38 protein-coding genes and 1 pseudogene are annotated in these 26,201 nt (G+C 65.8%); 9 read left to right on the forward strand and 30 right to left on the reverse strand.

Annotated elements, in window-relative coordinates; translation table 11 throughout:
- Positions 1-44: 44 nt before the first annotated feature.
- From ASF14_RS01920 to ASF14_RS01935, 4 genes are all read left to right on the forward strand, one after another.
- Entirely contained in the window at positions 45-719 is a 675-nt protein-coding gene (locus ASF14_RS01920) for an EI24 domain-containing protein (protein ID WP_056430694.1), read from the forward strand.
- A complete protein-coding gene (locus ASF14_RS01925; RefSeq protein ID WP_156360985.1) occupies positions 716-1,096 on the forward strand; it encodes a hypothetical protein in 381 nt (126 codons plus the stop codon). The genes ASF14_RS01920 and ASF14_RS01925 overlap by 4 nt, the downstream gene beginning before the upstream one ends.
- Positions 1,096-1,716 (forward strand): LysE family translocator, encoded by a 621-nt coding sequence (locus tag ASF14_RS01930; protein WP_056430697.1) that lies wholly within the window; start codon positions 1,096-1,098, stop codon positions 1,714-1,716. The genes ASF14_RS01925 and ASF14_RS01930 overlap by 1 nt, the downstream gene beginning before the upstream one ends.
- Positions 1,717-1,894: 178 nt before the next feature.
- A complete protein-coding gene (locus ASF14_RS01935) occupies positions 1,895-2,131 on the forward strand; it encodes a hypothetical protein (RefSeq protein WP_056430701.1) in 237 nt (78 codons plus the stop codon).
- A 91-nt stretch (positions 2,132-2,222) separates the two neighbouring features.
- Here ASF14_RS01935 and ASF14_RS01940 read toward each other — a convergent pair whose 3' ends face one another.
- Entirely contained in the window at positions 2,223-2,624 is a 402-nt protein-coding gene (locus ASF14_RS01940) for an HIRAN domain-containing protein (protein WP_056430703.1), read from the reverse strand.
- 98 nt (positions 2,625-2,722) lie between these two features.
- Between ASF14_RS01940 and ASF14_RS01945 the strand changes: the two genes are divergently transcribed.
- The gene (locus ASF14_RS01945) at positions 2,723-4,579 is read left to right on the forward strand and encodes a M1 family metallopeptidase (RefSeq protein WP_056430706.1); all 1,857 of its coding nucleotides are present in this window, start codon (positions 2,723-2,725) and stop codon (positions 4,577-4,579) included.
- Between the two features lie 206 nt (positions 4,580-4,785).
- Positions 4,786-5,298: a CHAP domain-containing protein gene (locus ASF14_RS01950; RefSeq protein WP_056431366.1), complete on the forward strand. Its 513-nt coding sequence runs from the start codon at positions 4,786-4,788 to the stop codon at positions 5,296-5,298.
- A gap of 194 nt (positions 5,299-5,492) precedes the next feature.
- Here ASF14_RS01950 and msrB read toward each other — a convergent pair whose 3' ends face one another.
- From msrB to ASF14_RS01965, 3 genes and pseudogenes are all read right to left on the reverse strand, one after another.
- Positions 5,493-5,987: a peptide-methionine (R)-S-oxide reductase MsrB gene (gene msrB, locus ASF14_RS01955; protein ID WP_056430710.1), complete on the reverse strand. Its 495-nt coding sequence runs from the start codon at positions 5,985-5,987 to the stop codon at positions 5,493-5,495.
- 165 nt (positions 5,988-6,152) lie between these two features.
- On the reverse strand, positions 6,153-7,379 hold the full coding sequence (locus tag ASF14_RS01960) for an ABC transporter permease (RefSeq protein WP_056430714.1): 1,227 nt from the start codon (positions 7,377-7,379) through the stop codon (positions 6,153-6,155).
- Positions 7,376-8,286, reverse strand: a pseudogene (locus tag ASF14_RS01965) (ABC transporter ATP-binding protein). Before ASF14_RS01965 ends, ASF14_RS01960 begins: the two are co-directional and overlap by 4 nt.
- Before the next feature lie 41 nt (positions 8,287-8,327).
- Between ASF14_RS01965 and queG the strand changes: the two are divergent.
- Positions 8,328-9,377 (forward strand): tRNA epoxyqueuosine(34) reductase QueG, encoded by a 1,050-nt coding sequence (queG, locus tag ASF14_RS01970; RefSeq protein WP_056430716.1) that lies wholly within the window; start codon positions 8,328-8,330, stop codon positions 9,375-9,377.
- A 241-nt stretch (positions 9,378-9,618) separates the two neighbouring features.
- On the opposite strand, the gene era is transcribed toward queG, so the two are convergent.
- A complete protein-coding gene (gene era / locus ASF14_RS01975) occupies positions 9,619-10,515 on the reverse strand; it encodes a GTPase Era (RefSeq protein ID WP_056430718.1) in 897 nt (298 codons plus the stop codon).
- A 138-nt stretch (positions 10,516-10,653) separates the two neighbouring features.
- Between era and ASF14_RS01980 the strand changes: the two genes are divergently transcribed.
- Positions 10,654-10,875, forward strand: coding sequence for a hypothetical protein (locus ASF14_RS01980; RefSeq protein ID WP_056430721.1), 222 nt, complete (start codon positions 10,654-10,656; stop codon positions 10,873-10,875).
- Positions 10,876-10,993: 118 nt separating this feature from the next.
- Here ASF14_RS01980 and rnc read toward each other — a convergent pair whose 3' ends face one another.
- Together rnc and lepB are read right to left on the reverse strand one after the other, a co-directional pair.
- Positions 10,994-11,701, reverse strand: a complete 708-nt coding sequence (gene rnc / locus ASF14_RS01985; RefSeq protein ID WP_082442042.1) for a ribonuclease III — start codon at positions 11,699-11,701, stop codon at positions 10,994-10,996.
- Positions 11,656-12,474 (reverse strand): signal peptidase I, encoded by an 819-nt coding sequence (lepB, locus tag ASF14_RS01990; RefSeq protein WP_056431369.1) that lies wholly within the window; start codon positions 12,472-12,474, stop codon positions 11,656-11,658. Before lepB ends, rnc begins: the two co-directional genes overlap by 46 nt.
- Before the next feature lie 127 nt (positions 12,475-12,601).
- On the opposite strand from lepB, the gene ASF14_RS01995 reads away from it, so the two are divergent.
- Complete coding sequence (locus ASF14_RS01995) at positions 12,602-13,207, forward strand: DedA family protein (protein WP_056430728.1); 606 nt, start codon at positions 12,602-12,604, stop codon at positions 13,205-13,207.
- On the opposite strand, the gene ASF14_RS02000 is transcribed toward ASF14_RS01995, so the two are convergent.
- The 23 genes from ASF14_RS02000 to rplC form a co-directional block, all read right to left on the reverse strand.
- Entirely contained in the window at positions 13,204-14,082 is an 879-nt protein-coding gene (locus ASF14_RS02000; protein WP_056430730.1) for a tyrosine recombinase XerC, read from the reverse strand. The genes ASF14_RS01995 and ASF14_RS02000 overlap by 4 nt on opposite strands.
- 319 nt (positions 14,083-14,401) lie before the next feature.
- Entirely contained in the window at positions 14,402-15,049 is a 648-nt protein-coding gene (locus tag ASF14_RS02005; protein ID WP_056431372.1) for an adenylate kinase, read from the reverse strand.
- A 44-nt stretch (positions 15,050-15,093) separates the two neighbouring features.
- Positions 15,094-16,458: a preprotein translocase subunit SecY gene (gene secY / locus ASF14_RS02010; protein WP_056430733.1), complete on the reverse strand. Its 1,365-nt coding sequence runs from the start codon at positions 16,456-16,458 to the stop codon at positions 15,094-15,096.
- 158 nt (positions 16,459-16,616) lie between these two features.
- Positions 16,617-17,147 carry a 50S ribosomal protein L15 gene (rplO, locus tag ASF14_RS02015; RefSeq protein ID WP_056430736.1) on the reverse strand — a complete coding sequence of 177 codons (531 nt, stop codon included), beginning with the start codon at positions 17,145-17,147 and terminating at the stop codon, positions 16,617-16,619.
- Positions 17,148-17,295: 148 nt separating this feature from the next.
- On the reverse strand, positions 17,296-17,472 hold the full coding sequence (gene rpmD, locus ASF14_RS02020) for a 50S ribosomal protein L30 (protein WP_042491154.1): 177 nt from the start codon (positions 17,470-17,472) through the stop codon (positions 17,296-17,298).
- A gap of 6 nt (positions 17,473-17,478) precedes the next feature.
- Positions 17,479-18,198 (reverse strand): 30S ribosomal protein S5, encoded by a 720-nt coding sequence (rpsE, locus tag ASF14_RS02025; RefSeq protein ID WP_082442022.1) that lies wholly within the window; start codon positions 18,196-18,198, stop codon positions 17,479-17,481.
- A 1-nt stretch (position 18,199) separates the two neighbouring features.
- Positions 18,200-18,556: a 50S ribosomal protein L18 gene (gene rplR / locus ASF14_RS02030; RefSeq protein WP_056430739.1), complete on the reverse strand. Its 357-nt coding sequence runs from the start codon at positions 18,554-18,556 to the stop codon at positions 18,200-18,202.
- Positions 18,556-19,089 carry a 50S ribosomal protein L6 gene (gene rplF / locus ASF14_RS02035; RefSeq protein ID WP_042491159.1) on the reverse strand — a complete coding sequence of 178 codons (534 nt, stop codon included), beginning with the start codon at positions 19,087-19,089 and terminating at the stop codon, positions 18,556-18,558. Before rplF ends, rplR begins: the two co-directional genes overlap by 1 nt.
- Positions 19,089-19,484 (reverse strand): 30S ribosomal protein S8, encoded by a 396-nt coding sequence (gene rpsH / locus ASF14_RS02040; RefSeq protein ID WP_042491163.1) that lies wholly within the window; start codon positions 19,482-19,484, stop codon positions 19,089-19,091. Before rpsH ends, rplF begins: the two co-directional genes overlap by 1 nt.
- A 12-nt stretch (positions 19,485-19,496) precedes the next feature.
- Entirely contained in the window at positions 19,497-19,802 is a 306-nt protein-coding gene (gene rpsN, locus ASF14_RS02045) for a 30S ribosomal protein S14 (protein WP_042491166.1), read from the reverse strand.
- A 57-nt stretch (positions 19,803-19,859) separates the two neighbouring features.
- On the reverse strand, positions 19,860-20,441 hold the full coding sequence (rplE, locus tag ASF14_RS02050) for a 50S ribosomal protein L5 (RefSeq protein ID WP_042491169.1): 582 nt from the start codon (positions 20,439-20,441) through the stop codon (positions 19,860-19,862).
- Complete coding sequence (gene rplX / locus ASF14_RS02055) at positions 20,434-20,751, reverse strand: 50S ribosomal protein L24 (RefSeq protein ID WP_007406132.1); 318 nt, start codon at positions 20,749-20,751, stop codon at positions 20,434-20,436. The genes rplE and rplX overlap by 8 nt, the downstream gene beginning before the upstream one ends.
- A complete protein-coding gene (rplN, locus tag ASF14_RS02060; protein WP_007406105.1) occupies positions 20,751-21,119 on the reverse strand; it encodes a 50S ribosomal protein L14 in 369 nt (122 codons plus the stop codon). The genes rplX and rplN overlap by 1 nt, the downstream gene beginning before the upstream one ends.
- 234 nt (positions 21,120-21,353) lie before the next feature.
- Positions 21,354-21,626, reverse strand: coding sequence for a 30S ribosomal protein S17 (gene rpsQ, locus ASF14_RS02065; protein ID WP_056430742.1), 273 nt, complete (start codon positions 21,624-21,626; stop codon positions 21,354-21,356).
- Between the two features lie 12 nt (positions 21,627-21,638).
- Positions 21,639-21,839, reverse strand: coding sequence for a 50S ribosomal protein L29 (gene rpmC, locus ASF14_RS02070; protein WP_007406063.1), 201 nt, complete (start codon positions 21,837-21,839; stop codon positions 21,639-21,641).
- Positions 21,839-22,273 (reverse strand): 50S ribosomal protein L16, encoded by a 435-nt coding sequence (gene rplP, locus ASF14_RS02075; RefSeq protein WP_007406071.1) that lies wholly within the window; start codon positions 22,271-22,273, stop codon positions 21,839-21,841. The genes rpmC and rplP overlap by 1 nt, the downstream gene beginning before the upstream one ends.
- Positions 22,274-22,285: 12 nt before the next feature.
- Positions 22,286-22,996, reverse strand: a complete 711-nt coding sequence (rpsC, locus tag ASF14_RS02080) for a 30S ribosomal protein S3 (protein WP_056430744.1) — start codon at positions 22,994-22,996, stop codon at positions 22,286-22,288.
- Entirely contained in the window at positions 22,996-23,373 is a 378-nt protein-coding gene (rplV, locus tag ASF14_RS02085; protein WP_042491177.1) for a 50S ribosomal protein L22, read from the reverse strand. The genes rpsC and rplV overlap by 1 nt, the downstream gene beginning before the upstream one ends.
- Complete coding sequence (gene rpsS / locus ASF14_RS02090; RefSeq protein ID WP_037569384.1) at positions 23,373-23,651, reverse strand: 30S ribosomal protein S19; 279 nt, start codon at positions 23,649-23,651, stop codon at positions 23,373-23,375. Before rpsS ends, rplV begins: the two co-directional genes overlap by 1 nt.
- Before the next feature lie 6 nt (positions 23,652-23,657).
- Entirely contained in the window at positions 23,658-24,509 is an 852-nt protein-coding gene (gene rplB, locus ASF14_RS02095) for a 50S ribosomal protein L2 (RefSeq protein ID WP_042491179.1), read from the reverse strand.
- 4 nt (positions 24,510-24,513) lie between these two features.
- Positions 24,514-24,825 carry a 50S ribosomal protein L23 gene (locus ASF14_RS02100; protein ID WP_042491181.1) on the reverse strand — a complete coding sequence of 104 codons (312 nt, stop codon included), beginning with the start codon at positions 24,823-24,825 and terminating at the stop codon, positions 24,514-24,516.
- Entirely contained in the window at positions 24,818-25,444 is a 627-nt protein-coding gene (gene rplD / locus ASF14_RS02105; protein ID WP_056430747.1) for a 50S ribosomal protein L4, read from the reverse strand. Before rplD ends, ASF14_RS02100 begins: the two co-directional genes overlap by 8 nt.
- Before the next feature lie 3 nt (positions 25,445-25,447).
- The gene (gene rplC / locus ASF14_RS02110; protein WP_056430750.1) at positions 25,448-26,182 is read right to left on the reverse strand and encodes a 50S ribosomal protein L3; all 735 of its coding nucleotides are present in this window, start codon (positions 26,180-26,182) and stop codon (positions 25,448-25,450) included.
- Between the last annotated feature and the right edge of the window lie 19 nt (positions 26,183-26,201).

Consider the following 26,201-nt stretch of genomic DNA (forward strand, 5'->3'; position numbering starts at 1 on the left):
GTACCGCATTGACTTGCCCATGCCGCCCGCGCCATCGAAGAGCCATGATCCGCGCCTTTTTCCTGTCGCTCGCCCAGTTGGGCGATCCGGCGATCCGCCGGGTGCTGATCCGTTCGCTGGGCGTGACGCTGGGCGTCTTCGCGCTGGCGGGCGTCGGCTTGTGGTATGGCATGCGCGCGGCGCTGACCGGATGGCTGGGCGCACAGGCGGACGGTTGGTCGGCCGCCTTTACCTTCGTCGTCGAACTGCTGGCGCTGTGGCTGGCCTTTCGCGCGGTTGCGGTGGCGGTGGTGGGCGTGTTCGCCGACGATATCGTCGCGGCGGTCGAGGCGCGGCATTACCCGCATGCGCTGGCGAGCGGCAGGCCGGTTTCCTTCGCACGCGGCACGGCCATGGGTCTGGGTTCGGCTGCGCGGGTCATTGCCGTCAATCTGATCCTGCTGCCCCTGTACATCGTGCTGCTCGTAACCGGCATCGGCACGGCGGCGGCGTTCCTGCTGGTCAATGCCTGGCTGTTGTCGCGCGACCTGGGCGACATGGCGGCGGCGCGGCACATGGACCGCGCCGCCATGCGTCGCTGGCGCAAGGCGACCGGGCCTGCGCGCTTCCTGCTGGGGCTTGCCGTCGCCACCCTGTTCGTGGTTCCGGGATTCAATCTACTCGCGCCCGTCCTGGGGGCGAGCATGGCGACCCATTTCTTTCACAGGAGACAGGCGTGACCCGCCTCATCGCGCTGCCGCTGCTGGGCCTGACATTGCTGGCGGGCTGTACGGTGCCGCAGACCGCCGCGCCGGTGCGCAGCGGTGGCATGGCCCCGGTGCCGGTCCCCTATACCAGCGTCGGGCTGGAGCGGGTGATCGGACAGGACGCCGCCGGGCTGACCAAGCTGTTCGGCACGCCCGATGCCGATGTCCGTGAAGGGGCCGCGCGCAAATTGCAGTTCCTGGGCAGCTTCTGCGTCCTCGACGCCTATCTCTATCCCAAGGACGGGGCCGAGCCGCGCGTCACCTATCTGGACGCGCGCGAGCCCGATGGCAGTTCGATCGACCGGGCGAGCTGCGTCGCGGCGCTGACCCGGCGCGACGGCGGACGCTGATGCGCCCCGACCTGTGGTTCGCCTTTGTCGCGGCGACCCTGGTCATCGGGCTGATCCCCGGTCCCGGCGTCGCGGCGATCCTGGGCTATGCGATCGGATCGGGACGGCGGACCGCCTTTGCCTCGGTCGGCGGGCTGATGCTCGGCAATCTGGCCGCCTCGACCGCCAGCCTGCTGGGCATGGGCGCGGTGCTGGCGGCCTCGTCCTTTCTGTTCGGGCTGTTGAAATGGGCGGGTGCCGCCTATTTGATCACGGTCGGTGCCATAGGGCTCTGGCGCGCACGCAATGCCGATGCGGTGGCGATTCGCCCTCGCCTGATTTCGCCGCGCGCCGCCTTTCTGGGCAATCTGGGCGTCGGCACCTTCCATCCCAAGACCATCCTGTTCCTCGCCGCCTTCGCACCGCAGTTCATCGACCCCCATCGCCCCTATTGGTCCCAGGCCGGGATATTGGTGGTAACGTTCGTGCTGGTGCTGGCGCTGACCGACGGCTGCTATGCATGGGCGGCGTCGAGCGCGGGCGGACTATTGCGCTCGCCACGGGCACAAGCCTGGGCACAGCGGGCAGGCGGTGGAGCATTGATTTTCGCCGGAGTGGCAACGGCCGCCATTCGTCACTGATCCCGATCATTTAGGCCCAGAAACGATCGCATCCTGATTAACGACTGCGACATTTGTTCCACGCCCTCGTCTAAAAAATGATGCAGTGCGGGAACAAATTTACGCGGCCACGCTTTTGCGCTATTGGGACGATGAACACCACCGCGTCTTGGCGGTCGTTCGCCATGGGAGATTGATTATGATGAAGTTCCTGTCTGCTGTCGCCGCTACGGCTCTGGTTGCTGCTCCGGTCGCCGCTGCGCCGACCAACCCGGCTGCCAGCCTGTCGGTTTCGAAGTCGGTTCGCGCTTCGGCTCCGACCGCCAAGGGCAACAAGCTGGCCGGCGGCGGCATCCTGGCGGCTCTGATCGCCGCTGGCGTCGTCGCGATCGGCGTCGTCGCCGTCGTCAAGGACGACAGCGCGGACAGCAACTGATTGTCGCGGGCGGGAGCAATCCCGCCCGGACCATCACCGCTCAGGCGGATGGAAAGGGAGCCGGTTTCGGCTCCCTTTTTTGTGGCCCGCTTCAGGCCCCCCATTCGGGGCCGTCGGGATCGGGGAAGAAATCATCCTCCTCTTTCTCCGGCAGAGGCTCGGCCGTACGGGGGATGGTCGGTGTACCGCCGCCGAAACGCACCCGGATATAGGCCACCGAGCCTTTCAGCCCCTGATATACCGCCTGTACGTCCTCCCCACGCCGCATCCGCGCACCGACCAGCGGCGCTCGCTCGGCGGAGAGATAACCCACCTGCACATCGCGGGCGCTGAAGACGGCGATCGCATGGGGATCATGGCGGTTGCGCGGCTCGGGTCGCAGGCTCACCGGATCGCCGATGGCCGAAGCGAGCAGCTCGAATCGCCGATTGCTCCGCGCCTTGTCCTCATTGGGAAAGTCGATTCCGACCACGGCCAGCGTCAATTCGTCCATGCCGCCTAACTGGTTATGCGAAGCCCCTGCGTCCAGAGCCCTCCCATTCATCGGCAATCCGGCTATGGTGCAATCATCCTGTCCCATTCGGAGTGCCCATGTCCCTGGCCGCCCTGGCGATGTTGCTCGCCGCCCAATCCCCCTCCCCGAACGTCGCGCCGGTCCTGACCTCCGCCGATGCGCGTGACGTTCACAGCTATGCGCAGCCCCTGGAAGCGCGGGTCACCCATGTCTCGCTGAACCTCTATGCCGATTTCGACACCCATGTGATGCGCGGGATCGCGACCCTGTCGGTCGATGCCAAACCGGATGCCAAGCGGCTGATCGTCGACGATAACGGCCTGCGCATCGTCACCGTCACCGACGCGCAGAACCGCCCCCTGCCCTACACGGTCGGCGCGGTCGACAAGGTGCATGGCGCGCCGCTGACCATCACGCTGAACGGCAACCGCACGATCAAGATCGCCTATGCCTCGGCGCCTGGCGCAAAGGCGCTGCAATGGCTGTCGCCCGAACAGACGGCGGGCAAAAAGCAGCCCTATCTATTCAGCCAGGGCGAGGCGATCCTCAACCGCAGCTGGATTCCGACCCAAGATTCGCCTGGTATCCGCCAGACCTGGGACGCCACGGTCAACGCCCCTTGCGCGCTGACCGTCGTGATGAGCGGCGAGCGGACCGGCGAGACGCCGTGCAATGACGGCCGCCACACCGCCAGTTATCGCATGGACAAGCCCGTCGCCCCCTATCTGATCGCGCTGGCCATCGGCGACCTGAAGTTCAAGCCGCTCAGCGCCAACACGGGCATCTGGACCGAGCCCGCGATGCTCGACAAATCGGCCTGGGAGTTTGCCGGGCTCGACAAGTTCGTCACCGCGGCCGAGGGGCTGTACGGTCCCTATCGCTGGGGCCGGTACGACGTGCTGGTCCTGCCGCCCAGCTTCCCGTTCGGCGGCATGGAGAACCCCATGCTGACCTTCGCGACGCCGACCGTGCTGGCGGGGGACCGCAGCCTCGTCAGCCTGATCGCGCATGAACTGGCGCATAGTTGGTCGGGCAATCTCGTCACCAACGCGACCTGGGACGATTTCTGGCTGAACGAAGGCTTCACCAGCTATTTCGAGAACCGGATCATGGAGTCGATGTACGGCAAGCGCCGCGCCGCCATGGAGGCCGACCTGGCCTGGACCGACATGATGAATGCGGTGAAAGAGGCAGGCGGCCCGCAGTCGCCCGACACCAAGCTGCACCTCGATCTGGATGCCAAGCGCGATCCCGACGACGGCATGACCCAGATCGCCTATGACAAGGGCGCGACCTTCCTGCGCACCATCGAGTCGGTGGTCGGCCGAGCGCGCTGGGATGCTTACTTGCGCGGCTATTTCGACCGCCACGCCTTCCAGCCGCAGACCAGCGCGGGCTTCCTGGCCGATCTGCGCAAGAACCTGCTCAAGCCCGGCGAGGACGCAAAGATCGGCGTCGACCAGTGGGTCTATCAGCCGGGTATCCCCGCCAACGCCGTCCATGTCCGTTCCGACGCCTTCCCCGCGATCGACGCGGCGGCAAAGGCGTTCGCGGCTGGCGGCCCCGTCTCGGCGGTGCCCGACAAGGTCACGACACAGGAATATGTCCGCTTCCTCGACCAGCTGCCCCGCCAGCTATCGGCCGGACGCCTTGCCGCGCTCGACGAGCGGTTCCACTGGAACGAGACGGGCAATAGCGAAATCCGCTTTGCCTGGCTCCGCCTCGCGCTCGCCAATCGTTATCCGCCCGCCGAGGCCTCAGCCGAGCAGTTCCTGACCTCGCAGGGCCGCCGCAAGTTCGTCGCGCCGCTGTTTCAGCAGCTTCAGGGACAGGGCGAATGGGGCCAGGCGCTGGCCAAGCGAATCTATGACAAGGCGCGTCCGGGCTATCACGCAGTGACGCAGGTCACGGTGGATCGCCTGCTCGGACGATAAACCGAGCCATGAGAGCGGCGAAACGAGGAACGAAAAACTCGTTTCGCCGCCGATTTTTCAGGTCATCGCCGCCGAAACACCGTTCACCGGATATGGTTCCCGCGGCGCTTTCCAACATGTTTAGCCCCGGTTAATCGACACTCACACCGACATTCCGACCGGGGGGTCCAGTGAAGTTCAAGGCATTCGCAGTGCGATTCGCGCTGATGGCAACGTGCGGCCTGATGATGGCCACCCCCGCTGCCGCGCAGTTCTGGCAGTGCGCCCCTTATGCCCGCGAGATTTCGGGCATCGATCTTCACGGCAATGCCAACACCTGGTGGGGCCAGGCCGAGGGCCGCTACCAGCGCGGCCACACCCCGGAACAGGGTTCGGTCCTCGCCTTCGAATCCACCAGCCGGATGCGCGTCGGCCATGTCGCCATGGTCAGCAAGGTCGTCAGCGACCGCGAAGTCCTCCTGACCCATGCCAACTGGTCGCGTCGCGGCGGCATCGAGCGCGACGTCCGCGCCGTCGACGTCTCGCCGAACAACGACTGGTCGATGGTCAAGGTCTGGTACGGCCCCAATGGCGGCCTGGGCACGTCGGCCTATCCGACCAAGGGCTTCATCTATTCGGGCCACAAGAGCGGCGTCGCCGACCTGCCCGCCACCCAGATCGCTTCGCGCGACAGCGGCCGCGTCAACGGCATCCTGACCTTCGCAGCGCCGATCCAGTAATTTCCTGCCGGGCGGCGCGAAGGCCCAGCGCATAGCGCAGAACGTGCGCTTCGACTTGGTTCAGCGTGAACGACCGTGGCGAAGCACCCCGCCTGCCCCCCTGGCCTACGGCAAGACAAGCCCCTCAAACCTCCGTTCAGCCTGAGCGCAGTCGAAGGCCAAGGGAAACCGTCACCGGAGCGACGGACCAGCCGTCACCCCGCCCGGAACGTCATCGCCACGCCGTTCATGCAGTAACGCTTGCCCGTCGGCTTGGGCCCGTCGTCGAAGACATGGCCCAGATGCCCGCCACAACGGCTGCAATGCACCTCGACCCGTTCCATCATCAGCGACCGATCCGACTCCGTCGCCACCGCCCGCGGCAACGGCGCCCAGAAGCTCGGCCATCCGGTGCCGCTCTCGAACTTGGTCTTCGACGAAAACAGCGGCTGCGCGCACCCCTTGCAGGAAAAGACGCCGCTGCGATGCTCGTTGTTGAGCGGGCTGCTATAGGGCCGTTCGGTCCCCTCGCGCCGCAGGACGTCATAGGCCGCCGGGCCGAGCTTCTGCTTCCACGCGGCATCGCTCATCGCCACCGGAAAGCGTTCCGCCGCCTCGGCCTGACGGCCACAGGCGGACAGCCCGACACCTAAGGTGCCAAGTCCCATCAACGAGAGAAAATGGCGGCGATCGGAAGGGGATGCGGTCATCGAACCAAGATAGGGAGATGGCCCGCACCGGCAAGCCTTCAACATTCCTCCCCTGTAAGGGGAGGGGGACCATCCGAAGGATGGTGGAGGGGTGTCACCGCTGGTGTGGACACCCCTCCGTCAGAGCTTCGCTCTGCCACCTCCCCTTACAGGGGAGGAAAAATCTTACGCTCCCTTGCGTCGCCAAAAGGGTCGCGTGCTGCCCGATTGCAGGACGCCGCGCCGGAACAGCCGCGCGCCCAGCGTCACGAACAGCGCGACCCATAAGGCCTGCCACGCCAGCGCCACCGCATGCGGCCACAGCGCATCGCTCGCCGCCGCCACGCCCGCCATCGCAAAGGGCGAGGAGAGCGGAAACACCTCGGCCACCAGCGCCAGCCAGCTGCCCGGTTGCGACAGCCCGCTCAAGGTCAGGGTGAACATGCCGACTTGGATGATGGTGATCGGCAGCGAGAGCATCTGGATCTCGCGCATGGTCGAGGCCTGCGCCCCGATCGTCAGGAACACCGAGCCGAGCAGCAGATACGCCATGGTGAAATAGGCGACGAACAGCATGACGAACATCGGCAGGCCCACGGCAGGCGACAATTCGCCGACCATCCCGGCAAAGGCGGGTGGCAACAGGCTCGCCACTTGGCCCAGCACCGTGCCCCAGAAGCCGATGAACAGCACCGCCACCCCGAACATACCCAGTAGCTTGCCCAGGAACACCGCCTCCAGCGGCACGGCGGCAGCCAGCACCTCGATGACCTTGTTCGACCGTTCCTCGGCCATGGTACCGACGACCTGTCCCGCCAGGAACAGGGTCAGGAAGAACACGCCGAAGACCGCCAGCGACGCCGTCTGATTCTGTCCGCCCAGCGTCGCGCGCTGGCGCGAGAAGGCCAGCTTGCGGGGGGTGACCTTGGGCAGTTCGCCACCCAGCCGTTCGGCCGAGAGTGCGCCGGTCGCCAGCACCGCCAGATAATCCGCCGCCCGCTGCCCGCGTGCGCCGTACAGGATGGTGGGCCGGTCGAGCGGGCCATAGAGCACGGCGGTCGCGTCATAGTCGGGCGACTCGAACGCGGCGCGCGCCTGCGCGGCCGGATCGCGTGCGGGGGGCAGCGTCACCAGCTCGGGCGGCTCCTCGTCCCGGCGGAAGATCGTGCGCGACTGGCGGTCGGCGGTGACAAAGGCGGTGGCCGTCGCATCGGGCACGATCGCGACGATCCGCACCCGGTCGGCGCCATGGTCCGCCGCCTGCGCCGCGCCCAGTGCGCCGATGGTGCTGAACGCCACCATGATCAGCGGCGCGAACAGGAACAGCAGGAAGATGGGGGTGAAGACGGTGGCGATGAAATCGCGGCGTGCGATCGTCATCGTCTGGCGGATCAACCGGCGGGTCTGGCTCATGCCGCCATCTCCTGTTCGCCGACGATGCGGACAAAGGCTTCGTGAAGGCTGGGCCGCTCGATCGACAGGTTCAATATGCCCGCCCCTGCCGTCAGCAGGCGGCCCAATATCGGCTCGATTCCCTGCTCGGGCATCGGGAAGCGCCAGTCCGCGCCTTCGCGCACCGCATCGGCGGGCAACAGCTCGGGCAGCACCCGCTCCGGGTCGCGCGGGCGATAGCGCACACGGGCGGTCAGCGTGCCCCGCGCATCGTCCACCGTCCCCTCGAACCGGCGGCGGCCCCCGGCGATGATCGCCAGCCGGTCGCAAAGCCGCTCGGCATGGCCATGACATGGGTGGAGAACAGGATGGTCGCCCCCCGGTCGCGCTCGCCGAGGATCAGCGCCTCCAGCCGTTCCTGGTTGACCGGATCCAGCCCCGAAAAGGGTTCGTCCAGCACCAGCAGCTTCGGGCGGTGGACGACGGAGCCGAGCAGCTGGACGAGCTGCGCCATGCCCTTGGACAATTTGCGGATCTTGCTGTCGGCGGCATGGCCGAGCCCGGCCTGTTCGAGCAGTTCGTCCGCCCGCACCCGCCCGGTCGCGCGGTCCAGCCCCCGCAAAGCGCCCATGAAGACGATCGCATCGCGCGCCTTCATCGCAGGATAGAGCCCGCGCTCCTCGGGCAGATAGCCGACCAGATCGCTGGCATCGCGCGGATGGGCATGGCCGAGCAGGCTGCGCTGTCCCTCATCGGGTTCGATGATGCCCAGCAGCATGCGCAGCGTCGTCGTCTTGCCCGCGCCATTGGGGCCCAGCACGCCGTACACCGCCCCCGTCGGTACGGCGATGTCGACGCCATCGACGACCCGCCGGTCGCCGAACCGCTTGGCAAGGCCCGAGGCGGTGACCGCCCACTGATTATCCACGCTGATTGTCCCTCCCTGATCGCCTGTGGTAGCGGGCGTATGTGGCGCAAGACAAGCTGGAAACCCGGATCAAGGCAAAGGCGGCCGAACTGGGCTTTGCCGCGATCGGCATCACCCATGCCGATGCCGCCCCCAAGACGGTCGAGCGGCTGCACCAATGGCTCGCCGAGGGACGCCACGGATCGATGATCTGGATGGCCGACCGCGCACACCAACGGCAGAGCCCCGCCAGCCTGTGGCCCGAGGTGAGGAGCATCATCTCGCTCGGCGTCAGCTATGCCCCCGCCGAAGACCCGATGCGGCTGGCGGATCAGGGGCGGACTGGACGCATTTCGGTCTATGCGCAGGGGGCGGACTATCATGATGTCGTGAAGCGCCAGCTGAAGGCGCTGGGCCGCTGGCTGGCGCAGGAGGCGGCGTGCGACCTGAAGGTCTTCGTCGACACCGCCCCGGTGATGGAAAAGCCGCTGGCCGAAGCGGCCGGGCTGGGCTGGCAAGGCAAGCACACCAATTTGGTCAGCCGTGAGCATGGCAGCTGGCTGTTCCTGGGGGCGATCTACACCACGCTGGCGCTGGAGCCCGATGCGGTGGCGCGCGACACGTGCGGGCGCTGCGACGCATGCCAGCGGGCCTGTCCTACCGACGCGTTTCCGGCGCCGTATCAGCTCGATGCGCGGCGGTGCATTTCCTATCTGACGATCGAACATGCCGGGCCGATCCCGGAGGAATTCCGGGTGGCGATGGGCAACCGCATCTATGGCTGCGACGACTGTCTGGCGGTGTGCCCGTGGAACAAGTTCGCGGCGGCGGCGCAGGCGAACATGGCGTTCCATCCCCGCGCCGAGCTGACCGCGCCGGAGCTGGGGGATTTGCTGTCGCTGGACGATGCCGAGTTCCGGCAGGTATTTTCAGGCTCGCCGATCAAGCGGATCGGGCGCAACCGGATGGTGCGCAATGCCGCGATCGCGGCGGGGAATAGCGGAGCGGCGGAGCTGGTGCCGGTGTTGCGGGGGTTGCTGGGGGACGGCGATCCGGTGGTCGTCGAGGCGGCGGAGTGGGCTTTGGGGCGGCTTGGCGGGTCTATCGCCTAGCCCGTGCCCTCCCCCATCCCAGTTTCAGGTAAACGATGCCCCGCATCGTTTAGGTCATGCCGGGGGCATGACCGACCTGAAACTCGCCTGCGGGAGGGGTGTGCCCAGCGGCACCTACGTGCGCTTCAACACATCCTAACTTCGCGGTTTACGCTTAACGTTCGCCCGACAACGCACCCCTCCCGCAAGCGGGAGGGGATGGGGGAGGGACCGGTGTCTCACCGAGACCCAACCCCAAAAATCAATCCACCCAATCCAACCCGATATCCTTGTAGACCGAACGATCCTCGTCCCAGCCTGGCTTGACCTTCACATGCAGGTACAGGTGCACCTTCTGCCCCAGCAGCTCGGACAACTGCGCCCGCGACCGTGCGCCGATTTCCTTGATCCGCACGCCGTTCTTGCCCAGCACGATGGCACGCTGGGTCGGGCGTTCGACCAGGATCTGCTGGTGGATCTCGACCGATCCGTCCTCGCGCTCCTTATACGCCTCGGTCTCGACGGCGCTGGCATAGGGCAGCTCGGCGTGAAGCTGGAGATAGAGTTGCTCGCGCGTCACCTCGGCCGCCAAGGCCCGCTCGGTGGCGTCGGACACCTGGTCCTCGGGATAATGCCATGGCCCCTCCGGCATGAGCGAGGCCAGCCGGGTCTTGAGCTGGGGCAAGCCATCCCCCGTCTGCGCCGAGATGAACCAGGTTTCGTCGAACTTCACGACCTCGTTCAACTTTTCCGCATGGGTCAGCAGGCGCGCCTTGTCGGCAATGTCGACCTTGTTGAGGATCAGGTGCTTGGGCTCGGGCCGGTGAGCGATCGACTCGGCGATGGCGTGGATCTTGGGGCCGATGCCGCCCTTGCCGTCGACGACCAGTGCCAGGATGTCGGCGCCCTCCGCGCCTTCCCAGGCGGCGGCGACCATCGCGCGGTCCAGGCGGCGCTTGGGCTCGAAGATGCCGGGGGTGTCGACCAGCAGGATCTGCGCCTCCCCCTCGATCGCGACGCCGAGCAGCTTGGCCCGAGTCGTCTGCGCTTTGGGGCTGACGATCGCGACCTTCTGGCCGACCAGGGCATTGACGAGGGTGGATTTGCCGGCATTGGGCGCGCCGACGACGGCCACGAGGCCGCAACGTTGTTCAGTCATGACCGCCAGCGGTACAGGTCCCGCCCCCTTCCCGCAACGTCCGGCCCACATGGACGGAATGTAATGGTCGGATCACGGAACGGCCACGGCTTCGCGCGCATTTTTCCGGCCACGATTTCGCGTGCAAGGAGAGACGTTATGAAGACCCTTCTCACCGCCCTGTCGGCCGCGGCGCTGTTGACCGTCGCGGGCCCCGCCTCGGCCAAGGGTTGCCTGAAGGGCGCGGCCGTGGGCGGCGTCGGCGGGCATTTCGTCGGCAAGGGCCATGCGGTGCTGGGTGCCGCCGCGGGCTGCGCGATCGGCCATCACCGCGCCAAGGTACAGGCCAAGAAGGAAGCGGCGGCCGCCAAGGGGCGTTGAGTCCGGTGACTGGGCGAGGTCGGGGCGTGGCCTTCGACTTCGCTCAGGCTGAACGGGGTTTGGGGATTATGGACAACAGCCGTTCAGGCTGAGCGAAGTCGAAGCCCAAGGGAATCCCTCAAGCCTTCAACTTCGCCAGCATCGCCTTCGCGGCCGCCGTCTCGGCTTCCTGCTTGTTGGCCCCCGTCGCCGTCACCTCCGCCGTGCGGCCGATCCGCACCGCCACCGTGAAGCGCGGTGCATGATGCGGGCCCGAACGGTCCACCACCACATATTCCGGCGCCTTGCGATTATGCGCGGCCGCCCATTCCTGAAGCGCCGACTTCGGATGCTGCGGGGCTTTCCCCTGCGAATGCACCCGGTCGCCCCAGGCCTTGCGGATGAAGGCGCGCGCCGCTTCCAGCCCCGCCTCGCGATACCAGGCACCGATCAGTGCCTCCATCACGTCGCCCAGCACATTGTCGCTGTCCGAAGCGCCGTCGTCGCGCGCCTGCTTGCCCAGCCGCAGATGCTCGCGCACACCCAGGTCACGCGCGACATCGGCGCAGACCGCGCCCGTCACCAGAGAATTGAGGCGGCGAGACAACTGCCCCTCGGGCTCGGCAGGGAACTGCTCCCACAGCCATTCGGCCATGATCAGGCCCAGCACCCGGTCGCCCAGAAACTCCAGCCGCTCGTAATTCTCGGCGGCCTGGCTGCCATGGGTCAGCGCGCGGTGGAAGGGTGTCGCATCGCTCGGCGCGCGACCCAGGATTCCGGCGAGCCAGTCATCGACGGCGCTCAAAACCCTTCTCCGATCCGGTTCCAGCGCGCGGCCGACACCCAGGTCCAGGGCTTGATCCATTCGGCCGAGCCGTCGGTCGAGAAGAAGGTGACGGCGGCGCGGCCCTCCAGCCGGTTCATCGGGATCATGCCCATGCCGCGCGGCGGGGCAAAGCGGCTGTCCGCCGAGTCGTCGCGATTGTCGCCCATCAGGAAGACGTGGTCGGCGGGAACGGTATAGACGCCGGTATCATCGGCCTCAGGGAAATTGCCCTGGTCGAGCACGTCATAGCTCTTGCCGTTCGGCAGCGTCTCATGGAAGCGGGGATAGCGGCACACCGGCTGGCCGGAGACGGTGTCGAGGAACGGCCCGCACTTGTTCGCATCGAAATTGGGGGTCAGCGGCAGGATGAAGTCGGCGATCCGCTGCTTCGGGATGGCACGGCCGTTCAGGAACACTTGCCCCTCACGCACCTGGATCGTGTCGCCGGGCAGGCCGATCACCCGCTTGATGACGTCATGATCGTCCGGTTCGGGCGAGCGGAACACCACCACATCGCCGCGTGCCGGGTCGCGCCCCAGGATACGGCCGGGCAGCAGCGGCAGGCCGAAGGGGAAGGACCAGCGCGAATAGCCGTAATTCCACTTGGTCACGAACAGATAATCGCCGATCAGCAGACGCGGCAGCATCGATTCCGACGGGATCACGAAGGACGTGACGATCAGGCTGCGCAGGATGAAGACGAACAGCGCCAGCTTCAGGAAGAAGCGCAACGTGTCCTTCGTCTCCGACTTCTCCGGCGACGTTTCAGGTGATTTTTGCGGGGTGTCGGCCATCGCGTCGGGTTCGCGCAAGCCGCCCCCGTCGTCAAGTGTCGCCAGCGGGCGGCCCGGCCTCTTTCCCTCCCCTCCGGGCAGCTTTAGGGGGAACCGCCCTCCCCTTCATCGGTACATCCCTTCACCCATGACCGATTTCATCCTCAACCTCATCGCCTGGGGCGGCTATTTCGGTATTTTCCTGCTGATGGCGCTGGAGAATATCGTGCCGCCCATCCCGTCCGAGGTCATCATGGGCCTGGGCGGCATGGCGGTCGCGCGCGGCGACATGGCGATGATCCCGCTGATCCTGTGGGGTACGGCCGGGACCACGATCGGCAATTACGCCTGGTACGCGGTCGGCCGCTATATCGGCTATGAGCGGTTCCGCCCCTTCGTCGACAAATATGGCCGCTGGCTGACGATGGAGTGGCGCGACGTCGAGCGGTTGCACCTGTTCTTCGTACGGCATGGCGGATGGGTGGTGTTCGTGTTCCGCTTCATGCCCGCCTTCCGCACGATGATCTCGCTGCCCGCCGGGATCACGCGGATGCCGCTGGCCAAGTTCCTGATCTGGACCTTTGCGGGCAGCACGATCTGGAACGCGATCCTCGCCTATGCGGGCCTGTGGCTGGGTGCCAATTTCGAGGCGATCAACCGCTATGTCGGCCCCGCGGCCATCGCAATGACCGTGCTGATGGTCGGCGGTTATCTCTGGCGCGTCTTCACCTGGAAGCCACGCGGGGAACGCTAGGCTCGCGGATGGGCGGTGCGGTAGATGTCGAGCAGGTGCGCGGCATCGACCGCGGTATAGATTTGCGTCGAGCTGAGGCTCGCATGACCCAGCAGTTCCTGTAGCTGACGCAAATCCGCACCGCGCCCCAACAGATGCGTGGCAAAGCTGTGGCGCAGCGCATGGGGCGTCGTCCGCCCGCCAAGCCCCAACCGCTCGCGCGCACCCTGCACCGATCGGCGGATGATCGCGGGCGATAGCGGCCCGCCCTTGGCACCCCGGAACAGCGGCTCACCCGGAATCAACGGATAAGGCGACTGGCGGGCATAGTCCTCGATCGCGCTACGCAATTCGGGTAGTAGCGGCACGATCCGGGTCTTGCCGCGCTTGCCCAGCACGCGGATCGTCTCGCCCAGGGGGAGGATGTCGGCGGTCAGCGCCATCGCCTCGCCGATGCGCAGCCCTGCGCCGTACAGCAGCAGCAGGACCGCCCAGTCGCGTGCCGCGATCCATGGCTCTGCTGCATTCTCCGCCATGTCCTCGCCCAGGGCCATGATGTCGGCGGGGGACTGGGGGCGCGGGAGGCTCCGCTTGCGGCGGGGGCCTTTCAACGGGGGCGGCTCGACGCCGGTCCAGTGGAGGAAGGTTCGCACCGCCGACAGTTCCCGCGCGGTGGAGGCGGCGGTCAGCCCCTCACCCCGGCGCGCGGCCAGAAAGGCGCGCAGGTCGGCGGCGGTTACGCGGGACAGCGCAGGCCCGTCGACGGCCTCGCCCCAATGGGCCGACAGGAAACCACAGAGCCGTTCCGCCGTCGCGACATAGGCGCGCACCGTGTGGTCGGAACGGCGCAGGTCGACCGTGAGGTGGCGGTAATAGTCGGCGATCAGCGCGGTCATGGGCCGGGTCTAGGGGATTATCACGGCCGATTGAACCACTTCCCCCTTCCGTTCAGCCTGAGCGTAGTCGAAGGCCAGGCTGCGACATTCGTCAAAAGCCTGGGGCCCGCGTTGTCCTCGGAACGCTCCCCTCCCGCAGGCGGGAGGGGATGGGGGAGGGCATCGGGGTCTCACCGAGCATTCGGCTTGGGGCCCTCGCCCCCCCCAACCCCTCCCCCCTGCCGGGAGAGGGGCTTTGCGTACGGCTCCGCGCCCACCCAGAACGGAAAAAGAGGCGCTCCCTTTCGGGAACGCCTCTCTTCAAACATTCTGGTTTGGATCAGCGATCGAGGATCGCGTCGATCTCCGCCCCCACCGCGTTCATCGCCGCCATGCCGTCGACCCGCGTCACGATGCCGCGCGCCTCATAGAGCGGCAGGATCGGCGCGGTCTTGGCGCGGTATTCGGCCATGCGCGTGCGCACCGTCTCGGCATTGTCGTCGGGGCGGCGCTTGAACTCGGTCGAACCGCAGACATCACAGACGCCCTCGACCTGAGTCGGCTTGAAGCTGTCGTGATAGCCCGCCCCGCACGACGCGCAGGTGAAGCGGCCGGTGATCCGCTCGACCAGCGCATCCTCGTCCACCGCCAGTTCGATGACATGGTCGAGCGACTTGCCGCGCTCGGCCAGCAGCACGTCCAGCGCCTCGGCCTGCGCCTCAGTCCGGGGATAGCCGTCGAAGATCGCACCGCCTTCCGCCTCGGCCGCGTCCAACCGCTCGCCGATCAGCGCCGAGACGATCGCGTCCGACACCAGCTCGCCCGCGTCCATCACCGCCTTGGCCTGGAGGCCGACGGGGGTGCCCGCCTTGACCGCCGCGCGCAGCATGTCGCCGGTCGACAGCTGCACCATGCCGCGATTGGCCACCAGCCGCTGCGCCTGGGTTCCCTTGCCCGCGCCCGGCGGTCCCAGCAGGATGATGTTCACGCCCACGTCTCTCTCCCCTCTTTACCCTGAAATCCGCCTGCGCCTCAGCGCAGGCGACCGCCCTTCAGCTTCGCCTTCTTGATCAGATCGCCATATTGATGCGCCAGCAAGTGGCTCTGGATCTGGGTCACTGTGTCCATCGTCACGTTGACGACGATCAGCAGGCTGGTGCCGCCCAGATAGAAGGGGATCTGGAGCGCGGAGACCAGATATTCCGGCAGCAGACAGATGATCGTCAGATAGGCCGCGCCCAGCACCGTGATGCGGGTCAGCACATAGTCGAGATAGGTCTCGGTGTTCTTGCCCGGACGGATGCCGGGGATGAACCCGCCATAGCGCTTCAGATTGTCCGCCGTCTCTTCCGGGTTGAAGACAACCGCGGTGTAGAAGAACGAGAAGAAGATGATGCCCGCGCCGTAGAGCAGCATGTACACGGGGCTGCCGTGCTGCAGATACTGGTTCAGGCTGATGATGAAGTCGCCCCAGCGGCTCTCGCCCGCGACGCGCTGACCCGCGAACTGCGAGATGGTCAGCGGCATCAGCAGCAGCGACGAGGCGAAGATCGGAGGGATCACGCCCGCCGTGTTGATCTTCAGCGGCAGGTGGCTGCGATCGGCCTGCATGCCCCGCTGCGTCGCGCGCTTCGGGTACTGGATCAGGATGCGGCGCTGCGCACGCTCCATGAAGCAGATGAACAGGATCAGGACGACGACCGCAACGATGATGCCGATCAGGCGGACCGGATCGATGCTGCCGGTACGGCCGCCTTCAAGCAGGTTGACCAGCGTGGTCGGCAGATGCGCGACGATGCCCGCCATGATGATCAGCGACACGCCGTTGCCGATGCCGCGGCTGGTGATCTGCTCACCCAGCCACATCAGGAACATGGTACCGCCGATCAGCGAGATGACCGCCGCGATGCGGAAGGTCATGCCCGGCTCGATCACCGCCTGGATGCCCTGGCTGGCGCCCAGCGTCTCGAGACCCACGGCGATGAAATAGCCCTGGATCGCGGTCAGCAGCACCGTGCCGTAGCGGGTATATTGGTTCAGCTTCTTGCGGCCGCTCTCGCCTTCCTTCTTGATGGCGGCGAGCTGCGGGCTCAGCGAGGTCGCGAGCTGCACGACGATCGAGGCCGTGATGTACGGCATCACGCCCAGCGCGATCAGCGACATGCGGCTGAGCGAACCGCCCGAGAAGGTGTTGAAGAAGTCGAGCACGCCGCCCGTGGTCTTCTGGCTCAGCAGGCCCAGCGCGGTCGGGTCGACGCCCGGCAGCGGAACATAGCTGAGCAGGCGGAAGACGATCAGCGCGCCGATGGTGAACCACAGCCGCTTCTTGAGGTCGGTGGCCTTGGCGAATTTCGCCAGGCTGATGCTTTGCGCCATCTGGTCGGCTGCGGATGCCATAGCTGTTGCGTTATCCTGGAAACGAAAAACGGCGGGATGCGTTTTGAACCGCCCCGCCGCTCATATAGGCGCGAAGACGCGCTTGTCTAACCCGGATGCAAAATCCGCCGCTGTCACCCCGGCGCAAAGCCGTTCGACAGCGGCGGATCCTATCCGGTTCAGGCCTTGGCGGCGAGCTTCGCGGCGCGGGCCTGGCCCTTCTTCGCGGCGGCCTTCTCAGCGGCGGGCACGAGGTGCGGCACGTCGACCGAACCACCGGCCTTCTCAACCGCTTCACGCGCCGAAGCCGACACGCCCTGCACGACGAACGACAGCTTGGTGGTCAGCTCGCCCTTGCCGAGCAGACGCACGCCGTCCTTGCCGCCACGCGCCAGGCCAGCGGCCTTCAGCGCGGCGTGATCGATGGTGCCGTCGGTCTTCAGCTTGCCCGAGTCGATCGCCTTCTGGATCGCGCCCAGGTTAACCTCGGCATAGTCCTTGGCGAAGATGTTGTTGAAGCCACGCTTCGGCAGACGCATATGGAGCGGCATCTGACCGCCCTCGAAGCCCGCGATGGACACGCCCTCACGGCTCTTCTGACCCTTGACGCCGCGACCACCGGTCTTGCCCTTGCCCGAACCGATACCGCGACCGACGCGGATCTTGGACTTGCGGGCACCCTGGTTGTCGAAAAGTTCGTTCAGCTTCATGATTTGCACTCGCTTTCGCTTGTTTCGCGCATGGCCGTGATCGTTGAGAATCGCGGCCGCTAGATAAAAGGAAGGGGGCCGCATAGCCCCCTTCCCCGTGTTTGTCACTGTTCAATGTGACGGATGTAAGTCTGTCTTACGACAAGCCTCAGTCCACCACCTGAACCATGTGCTGCACCTTGCGGATCATGCCGCGGACTTCAGGGCTGTCCTGAAGCTCGGAGACCTTGTGCATCTTGTTCAGGCCCAGGCCGACGAGGGTCGCGCGCTGGTCCTTGGTGCGGCGGATCGGCGAACCGGTCTGCTTGATCTTGATGGTAGCCATGGTCGCTTACTCCACGACGGCCGCGGCTTCCGCCTCGGCAGTCTGCTGGGTGGCACCGTGACCGCGACCCAGCAGGTCGGCGATCTTCTTGCCACGACGCTGCGCCACCGACTTGGGCGAGGTCTGCTCGCCCAGCGCTTCGAAGGTGGCACGGATCATGTTGTACGGGTTCGACGTACCGACCGACTTCGTCACCACGTCGGCAACGCCGAGCGATTCGAAGATGGCGCGCATCGGACCACCGGCGATGATGCCGGTACCCTGCGGAGCCGAACGCACCGTCACGCGGCCCGCACCGAAATGGCCGTTGCCATCATGATGCAGCGTGCGACCGTCCTTCAGCGGAACGCGGACCATTGCCTTCTTGGCGGCAGCCGTCGCCTTCGAGATGGCTTCCGGCACTTCGCGCGCCTTGCCATGACCGAAGCCCGCACGTCCCTTGCCATCGCCGACCACGACGAGCGCGGCGAAGCCGAAACGCTTACCGCCCTTCACGGTCTTCGAGACGCGGTTGATGTGGACGAGCTTTTCGATCAGCTCTTCGCCCTGCTCCTCAGGTCCACCGCGACGGTCGTCGCGACGACCACGGTTGCCGTCACGGCCGCCACGGCCGCGGTCACCACCGCCCGGACCACGGCCACGGCCGCCCCGGGGACCACGACCCTGGGTCGCGTCCTGCGCGGCGCCTTCGGCACCGGCAACGGCCACGTTGTTCTCGTCAGCCATATTAGAACTCCAATCCCGCTTCGCGTGCCGCCTCGGCCAGCGCCTTGACGCGACCGTGGAACAGGAAGCCGCCACGGTCGAAAACGACCTGCGTGACGCCGGCGGCCTTGGCCATTTCGGCCACGCGCTTGCCGACTTCGGTCGCCGCTGCGACGTTCGCGCCCGACTGGCCGCGTGCGTCCTTTTCCAGCGTCGAGGCCGAAGCCACGGTACGACCTGCCTCGTCGTCGATCACCTGGGCATAGATGTGCTTGCCCGAGCGATGCACCGACAGGCGCGGACGGGTGCCCGCACGCGCACGCAGCGCGGTACGGTTGCGCCGACGGCGCTTCTCGAAAAGAGAGAGACCCTTGGTCATTACTTCTTCTTCCCTTCCTTGCGGAAGATGAACTCGCCGTCGTACTTGATGCCCTTGCCCTTATACGGCTCGGGCTTGCGCCAGCGGCGGATCTCGGCGGCCAGCTGGCCGACCTTCTGCTTGTCCGCACCGCTGATTTCGACGGTGGTGGCGTCCGGCGTCTTCACCTCGAGGCCTTCCGGCACGTCGATGTTGACGTCGTGGCTGTAGCCGAGCTGCAGCTTCAGGGTCTTGCCCTGCGCGGCGGCGCGGTAGCCGACGCCGGTGATGACCAGCTTCTTCGAGAAGCCTGCGGTCACGCCGGTGACGAGGTTCTGCACCATGGTGCGCTGCATGCCCCAGAACGCGCGGGCGCGCTTCGTGGCGTTGGCAGGCTGCACCGCGATGGCGTCCGCCTGGACGTCATAGGTGATCTCGTCGGCGAGCGGCATGGAGAGGGTGCCCTTGGGACCCTTCACGCTCAGCACCTTGTCGGCGATGGTCGCGGTGACGCCGGCCGGAACCGGGACCGCCTTCTTACCGATGCGGCTCATCAGAACACCTCCGCCAGGACTTCGCCACCGACGTTCTGCTCACGCGCTTCGGCGTCCGACAGAACGCCACGCGGCGTCGACACGATGGTGATGCCCAGGCCGTTGCGAACGCGGGGAAGGTCCTGCGCGCCCGAATAGATACGGCGGCCGGGCTTCGACACGCGCGCGACATGCTTGATCGCGGGCTGGCCTTCGAAATACTTCAGCTCGATGCGGATGCCGGCCGCGGGGCCCATCTGCTCTTCGCTGTAGCCACGGATATAGCCCTCGCGCTGAAGCACGTCGAGCACGCGGACGCGCAGCTTCGACGCAGGCGTCAGGACGGAGTCCTTGCGCGCGCGCTGGCCGTTGCGGATGCGGGTGAGCAAGTCACCCAGGGGATCGGTCACTGCCATCTCCAATGGTCCTTACCAGCTCGACTTGGTGACGCCGGGGATCTGGCCCTTGTTGGCCAGTTCACGCAGCATGACGCGAGCGAGACGGAACTTGCGGTAATACGCACGCGGGCGACCGGTGATCTCGCAACGGTTGCGGATACGGGTCGGATTGCCGTTGCGGGGGATCTCGGCCATCTTGAGGCGCGCGATCAGACGCTCGGTCTCATCGAGGCTCTGGTCGTTCGCGATCGCCTTCAGCTTCGCGTACTTGCCCGCATACTTCTTGACGAGAGCGCGACGCTTCTCGTTCTTATTGATTGAACTCAGTTTCGCCATGGACTTAAGCTCTTTCTGTAAGGACCCCCTCCCCGGCGTGGAGAGGGGGCAGTCCGGTTACGCCGCCTTCTTCTCGTCGGCAGCGTCTTCCTTGGGGAACGGGAAGCCGAACAGACGGAGCAGCTCGCGCGCTTCGTCGTCGGTCTTCGCCGAGGTGGTCACGATCACATCCATGCCGCGCACCTTGTCGATGCGGTCATAGTTGATTTCGGGGAAGATGATCTGTTCCTTGATGCCGCAGGCATAGTTGCCGCGACCGTCGAAGGACTTCGGGTTCAGGCCGCGGAAGTCGCGAACGCGCGGCAGCGCGATCGTGATGAAGCGGTCCAGGAACTCGTACATGCGCTCGCGACGCAGCGTGACCTTCACACCGATCGGCATGCCTTCACGCAGCTTGAACTGCGCGATCGACTTCTTGGCCTTGGTGATGACGGGCTTCTGACCCGCGATCAGCTCCATCTCGGAGGCGGCCTGGTCGACGCGCTTCTTGTCCTGCGTCGCTTCGCCCACGCCCATGTTGAGCACGATCTTTTCGATCCGGGGGATCTCGTTGACGTTCTTGTAACCGAACTTGTCGGTCATCGCCTTGACGATGCTATCATCATAGATAGCCTTCATGCGGGGCTTGTAATCAGCCATCGATCTTCTCCCCGGTCTTGACGGCCACGCGGACCTTCTTGCCATCCTGCGTCTCGAAACGGACGCGGGTCGGCTTGCCATCGGCGGTCACGTGCGCAACCTTCGAGATGTGCAGCGGAGCAGCGGTGCGCTCCAGGCCACCCTGCGGGTTCGCCTGGGTCGGCTTGCGGTGACGGGTGGCGATGTTGACGCCGTCCACGACGACCTTGCCGTCCTTCGGCATCGCCAGCGACACGGTGCCGGTCTTGCCCTTGTCCTTGCCGGACAGGACGATGACCTTGTCACCCTTCTTGATGCGTGCAGCGGCCATTACAAAACCTCCGGCGCCAGCGAGATGATCTTCATGTGCTTCTTACCGCGAAGCTCACGCACGACCGGGCCAAAGATACGGGTGCCGATCGGCTCCTCGTTCTTGTTGACCAGCACGGCGGCGTTACCGTCGAAACGGATCACCGAACCGTCGGCGCGACGGATGTCCTTGGCGGTACGCACGATCACCGCGCGGTGAACGTCGCCCTTCTTCACGCGGCCACGCGGCTGCGCTTCCTTGACGCTGACGACGATGATGTCGCCGACCGATGCCGTACGGCGCTTCGAGCCGCCCAGCACCTTGATGCACTGCACCCGCTTCGCGCCGCTGTTGTCAGCGACGTCGAGATTGGACTGCATCTGGATCATGGATCCGCTTCCTTCTCTCTTCTGGGGGAGGATACCGACCCTACCCCGCCTTAAAAAACGACCCCCGGCGCGGGTGTCCGCACCAGGGGGAGAGGCCCCATAGCCACTCCTGGCTCGAAAGGCAAGCGAGTCGCCCCGCCGCTTTCGACCAATCCGCTCTTTGCCCCGAAGGGCGCCTTCAAATCCGAACCCCGCCCCTCCGATCCGGAGGGACGGGGCCCGAAGTCAAAGGGTTCAGCCTTCGGCCGAGGCCCGTTCCGGCGTCATGTGGGTATCCACCCGCTCGACGACCTTCCAGGTCTTCAGCTTCGAGATCGGGGCGGTCTCTTCGATCCGCACCGTCTCACCGGCCTTGTACTCGTTCGCCTCGTCATGGGCGTGGTACTTCTTCGACCGACGGATGATCTTGCCGTAGAGGGGGTGCTTAACCTTCCGCTCCACATTGACGACGACCGTCTTGTCGGTCTTGTCCGAGACAATCACCCCGGTCAGCACGCGCTTCGGCATGTGTCTCGGTCCTTACTTGGCAGCCGCAGCGGTGCGCTGCGCCTGGATGGTCTTGATCCGCGCGATGTCGCGACGGACTTCCTTGACCCGGCTGGGCTTTTCGAGCTGGCTCGTGGCCGCCTGGAAGCGCAGGTTGAACTGCTCACGCTTCAGGTTGCCCAGCGCCTCGACGAGCTGGTCGTCGCTCTGGCCGGTATATTCAGTCTTGGCCATTACTCGCCTCCGAGGTGCGAGGTGTCGCCCAGGCGGGCAACGACCTTGGTCTTGATGGGCAGCTTCATCGCCGCGCGCTCGAATGCCTCGGCGGCCAGCGGGCCGTCGACACCGTCGAGTTCGAACAGGATGCGACCCGGCTTCACGCGGGCGGCCCAGAATTCCGGCGAACCCTTACCCGAGCCCATGCGGACTTCGGCAGGCTTCGACGAGACGGGGACGTCCGGGAAGATGCGGATCCAGAGACGACCCTGGCGCTTGATGTGACGGGTGATCGCGCGGCGAGCCGCCTCGATCTGGCGAGCCGTGATACGCTCCGGCTCCATGGCCTTCAGGCCATAGGAACCGAAGTTCAGGCTGGTGCCGCCCTTCGCATCGCCGTGGATGCGGCCCTTGAAGGCCTTGCGGAACTTGGTGCGCTTTGGTTGCAGCATGTTCTTTGATCCTTAGCGGCGATGATCGTCGCGCGCCGGGCGCACGCCGGAGGTCTGAGCCTCCATCATCAGCCGGTCCTGCGCCATGGGGTCATGGCCCAGGATCTCGCCCTTGAAGATCCACACCTTCACGCCGCACACGCCATAAGCGGTGTGCGCCTGCGCTTCGGCATAGTCGACGTTCGCACGCAGCGTGTGCAGCGGAACGCGGCCTTCACGATACCATTCGGTACGCGCGATTTCCGCGCCGCCCAGACGGCCGCCGCAGGTGATACGGATGCCTTCGGCGCCCAGACGGAGCGCGGACTGCACCGCACGCTTCATGGCGCGGCGGAACGCGATACGGCGCTCCAGCTGGTCGGCCACGCCCTGAGCGACGAGCTTGGCGTCGATCTCGGGCTTGCGGATCTCGACGATGTTCAGCGACACGTCGGACGAGGTCATCGAACCCAGCTTCTTGCGAAGCTTTTCGATGTCGGCGCCCTTCTTGCCGATGATCACGCCCGGACGCGCCGCGAAGATCGAGATGCGGCACAGCTTGGCCGGACGCTCGATGACGACCTTCGAGATCGCGGCCTGGGGCAGCGTCTTCATGATGAACTGGCGGATCTTCAGATCCTCCAGCAGCAGGCGGCCATAGTCATGGCCTTCGGCGAACCAGCGGCTGTCCCAGGTACGGTTGATCTGGAGACGCAGGCCGATCGGATTGCTCTTCTGACCCATTATGCTTCTTCCTGCTCGCGGACGACGATGCGGAGCCGCGAAAACGGCTTCAGAATGCGGGTGGACTTGCCACGGCCGCGCGTCGCGAAACGCTTCATGGTGATCGACTTGCCGACCGACGCCTCGGCGACGACGAGCGAGTCGACGTCGAGGTTGTGGTTGTTCTCGGCATTGGCGATCGCGGAGGCCAGGATCTTGCGCGCGTCGACGGCCATCGCCTTCGTCGAGAAGGCGAGGATGTTCATCGCGTCGCCGACCTTCTTGCCGCGGATGAGCGCCGCAACCAGGTTCAGCTTCTGCGCCGAACCACGGATCTGCGTGCCGACCGACAGCGCTTCCTTGTCACCGACCTTGCGGGGGGATGCGGGCTTCGACATCAGCGCTTACCCTTCTTGTCGGCAGCGTGGCCGGGGAAGTAGCGCGTGGGCGCGAATTCACCGAGCTTCATGCCGACCATGTCCTCGTTCACCGAGACGGGAACGAACTTGCGACCGTTGTAGACGTTGAAGGTCAGACCGACGAACGACGGCAGGATGGTCGAGCGACGCGACCAGGTCTTGATCGGACCTGCGCGGTTGCCAGCATCCTGAGCCACTTCGGCCTTCTTCAGGAGATGGAGGTCCACGAAAGGACCCTTCCAAACGGAACGAGCCATTACGTGTTAGCCCTTCTTCTTGGCGTGACGGCTACGGATGATCATCTTGTCCGTCGCCTTGTTGTGACGAGTGCGCGCACCCTTCGTCGGCTTGCCCCACGGGGTGACCGGATGACGGCCGCCCGAGGTCCGGCCTTCACCACCGCCGTGCGGGTGGTCGACCGGGTTCTTCGCAACACCGCGGGTCAGCGGGCGATGGCCCTTCCAACGGTTGCGACCAGCCTTCGCCAGGTTGGTGTTGCCGTTGTCGGGGTTCGACACCGCGCCGACGGTCGCCATGCAGTTCGCATGGATGTAGCGCTGCTCGCCCGAGTTCAGACGGACGATGACCATGCCCTTGTCGCGGCCCACGACCTGCACATAGGTGCCGGCCGAACGTGCGATCTGACCGCCCTTGCCGGGCTTCATCTCGACGTTGTGGACGATCGTGCCGACCGGCATCTGGCCCAGTTCCATGGCATTGCCAGGCTTCACGTCGGTCTTCTTGCCCGCGATCACCTTGTCGCCGACAGCGAGACGCTGGGGCGCGATGATGTAGGACTGGTCGACCTTGCCGGCTTCGTCGGTGCCATAGTTGATGAGCGCGATGAAGGCAGTGCGGTTGGGATCATATTCGATCCGCTCCACGGTGCCCTCGACGTCCCACTGGCGACGCTTGAAGTCGATGAAGCGATAGCGCTGCTTGTGGCCGCCCGCGATGCCGCGGCTGGTCACATGGCCCTTGTTGTTGCGGCCGCCGGTCTTGCGCTTGCCTTCGGTGAGCGCCTTGACGGGCGCGCCCTTCCAGAGCGCCGAGCGGTCGACGAGGATCAGGCCGCGGCGGGCCGGGCTCGTCGGGTTATAATGCTTGAGTGCCATCGGCTCAGATCCCCGTCGTCACGTCAATGGACTGACCGTCCTTGAGGGTGACGATCGCCTTCTTCATGTCCGAGCGCTGGTACGGAGCGCCCTTCCACTTCTTGGTCTTGCCCTTCTGGACGATGGTGTTCACGCCGGTGACGTTGACGTCGAACAGCGCTTCCACCGCCGCCTTGATCTCGGGCTTGGTAGCACCGGGGGCGACCTTGAACACCACAGCGTTGTGCTCGCTCAGGAGCGTCGCCTTCTCGGTGATGTGCGGCGCAACGATCACGTCGTAATGACGCGGATCGACCGCCTTCTGCTGCTTAGCCATGGAAACGGGCCTCCAGCTTTTCGACAGCCGAGCGCGTCAGCACCAGGGTGTCATGCTTCAGAATGTCGTAGACATTGGCGCCAGCGGCCGGAAGGACGTTGATTTCCTTCAGGTTGCCTGCGGCCAGTGCGAACGACGTCTCGACGGCGTCGCCATCGATGACCAGCGCGGTCTTGCCGAAGCCGAGCTTCGCCAGATCGCCCTGCAGCGTCTTCGTCTTGTTACCAGCGACCGCCAGATCGTTCATCACGATCAGCGAACCCGCCTTGGCATGGCTCGACAGCGCCATCTTCAGACCCAGAGCGCGAACCTTCTTGTTCAGACCCGGGTTGAAGTCGCGGACGCGGGCGCCGTGCGCCTTACCGCCGCCGATGAAGACGGGGGCCCGACGATCGCCGTGACGAGCGACACCGCCGCCCTTCTGGCGACCGAGCTTCTTGCCCGAACGCGCGACATCGGCGCGCTCACGGGTGCCGCGCGCGGTGGCGCGACGCTTTTCCAGCTGCCAGGTCACAACGCGGTGCAGGATGTCAGCGCGCGGATCGAGGCCGAAGACCTCGTCGTTGAGCTCGATGTCCGCGGCGTCGGTGCCGGCGAAGGATTGAACCTTGACCTTCACGACTTAGCCCTCCTGGCTCTCGGTGGCTTCCGGAGCAGGCTCGGCAGAAGCATTGTTGTTGGCGGCCGCCTTGATGCTGGCGGGGAACGGGGCGTCCGCGTGGCGCGAAACCTTGACCGCGTCCTTGACGATCAGCCAGCCACCCTTCGAGCCGGGCACCGAGCCCTTGACGAAGATCAGGCCGCGCTCGACGTCGGTCGACACGATTTCCAGATTCTGCTGCGTACGGTTCTTGTCGCCCATGTGGCCGGCCATCTTCTTGTTCTTGAAGACGCGGCCCGGATCCTGACGGTTACCGGTCGAACCATGCGAACGGTGCGAGACCGAGACGCCGTGGGTCGCACGCAGACCACCGAAGTTCCAGCGCTTCATCGCACCGGCAAAGCCCTTACCCTGGGTACGACCCTGGATATCGACATACTGGCCGGGGACGAAATGGTCGGCGGAGATTTCCGCGCCGACGTCCAGCAGGCCGTCTTCGTTCACGCGGAACTCGACCAGCACCTGCTTGGGCTCGACTTCGGCCTTGCCGAAGTGGCCACGCTGCGGCTTGGCAACATTCTTGGTCTTGGCGACACCTGCACCAAGCTGGACGGCGGTGTAGCCGTCACGATCCATCTCGCGGCGAGCGACGACCTGTACGCCTTCAAGCGCCAGAACGGTGACCGGCACGTGCCGACCATCGTCCTGGAACAGGCGGGTCATCCCCAGCTTCTTCGCGATCACGCCGGTACGCATGATCCTGTTCCTTCCTCGA

It is taken from the genome of Sphingomonas sp. Leaf257 (assembly GCF_001422185.1).
In the GTDB taxonomy this organism is placed as follows: Bacteria; Pseudomonadota; Alphaproteobacteria; order Sphingomonadales; family Sphingomonadaceae; genus Sphingomonas; species Sphingomonas yabuuchiae.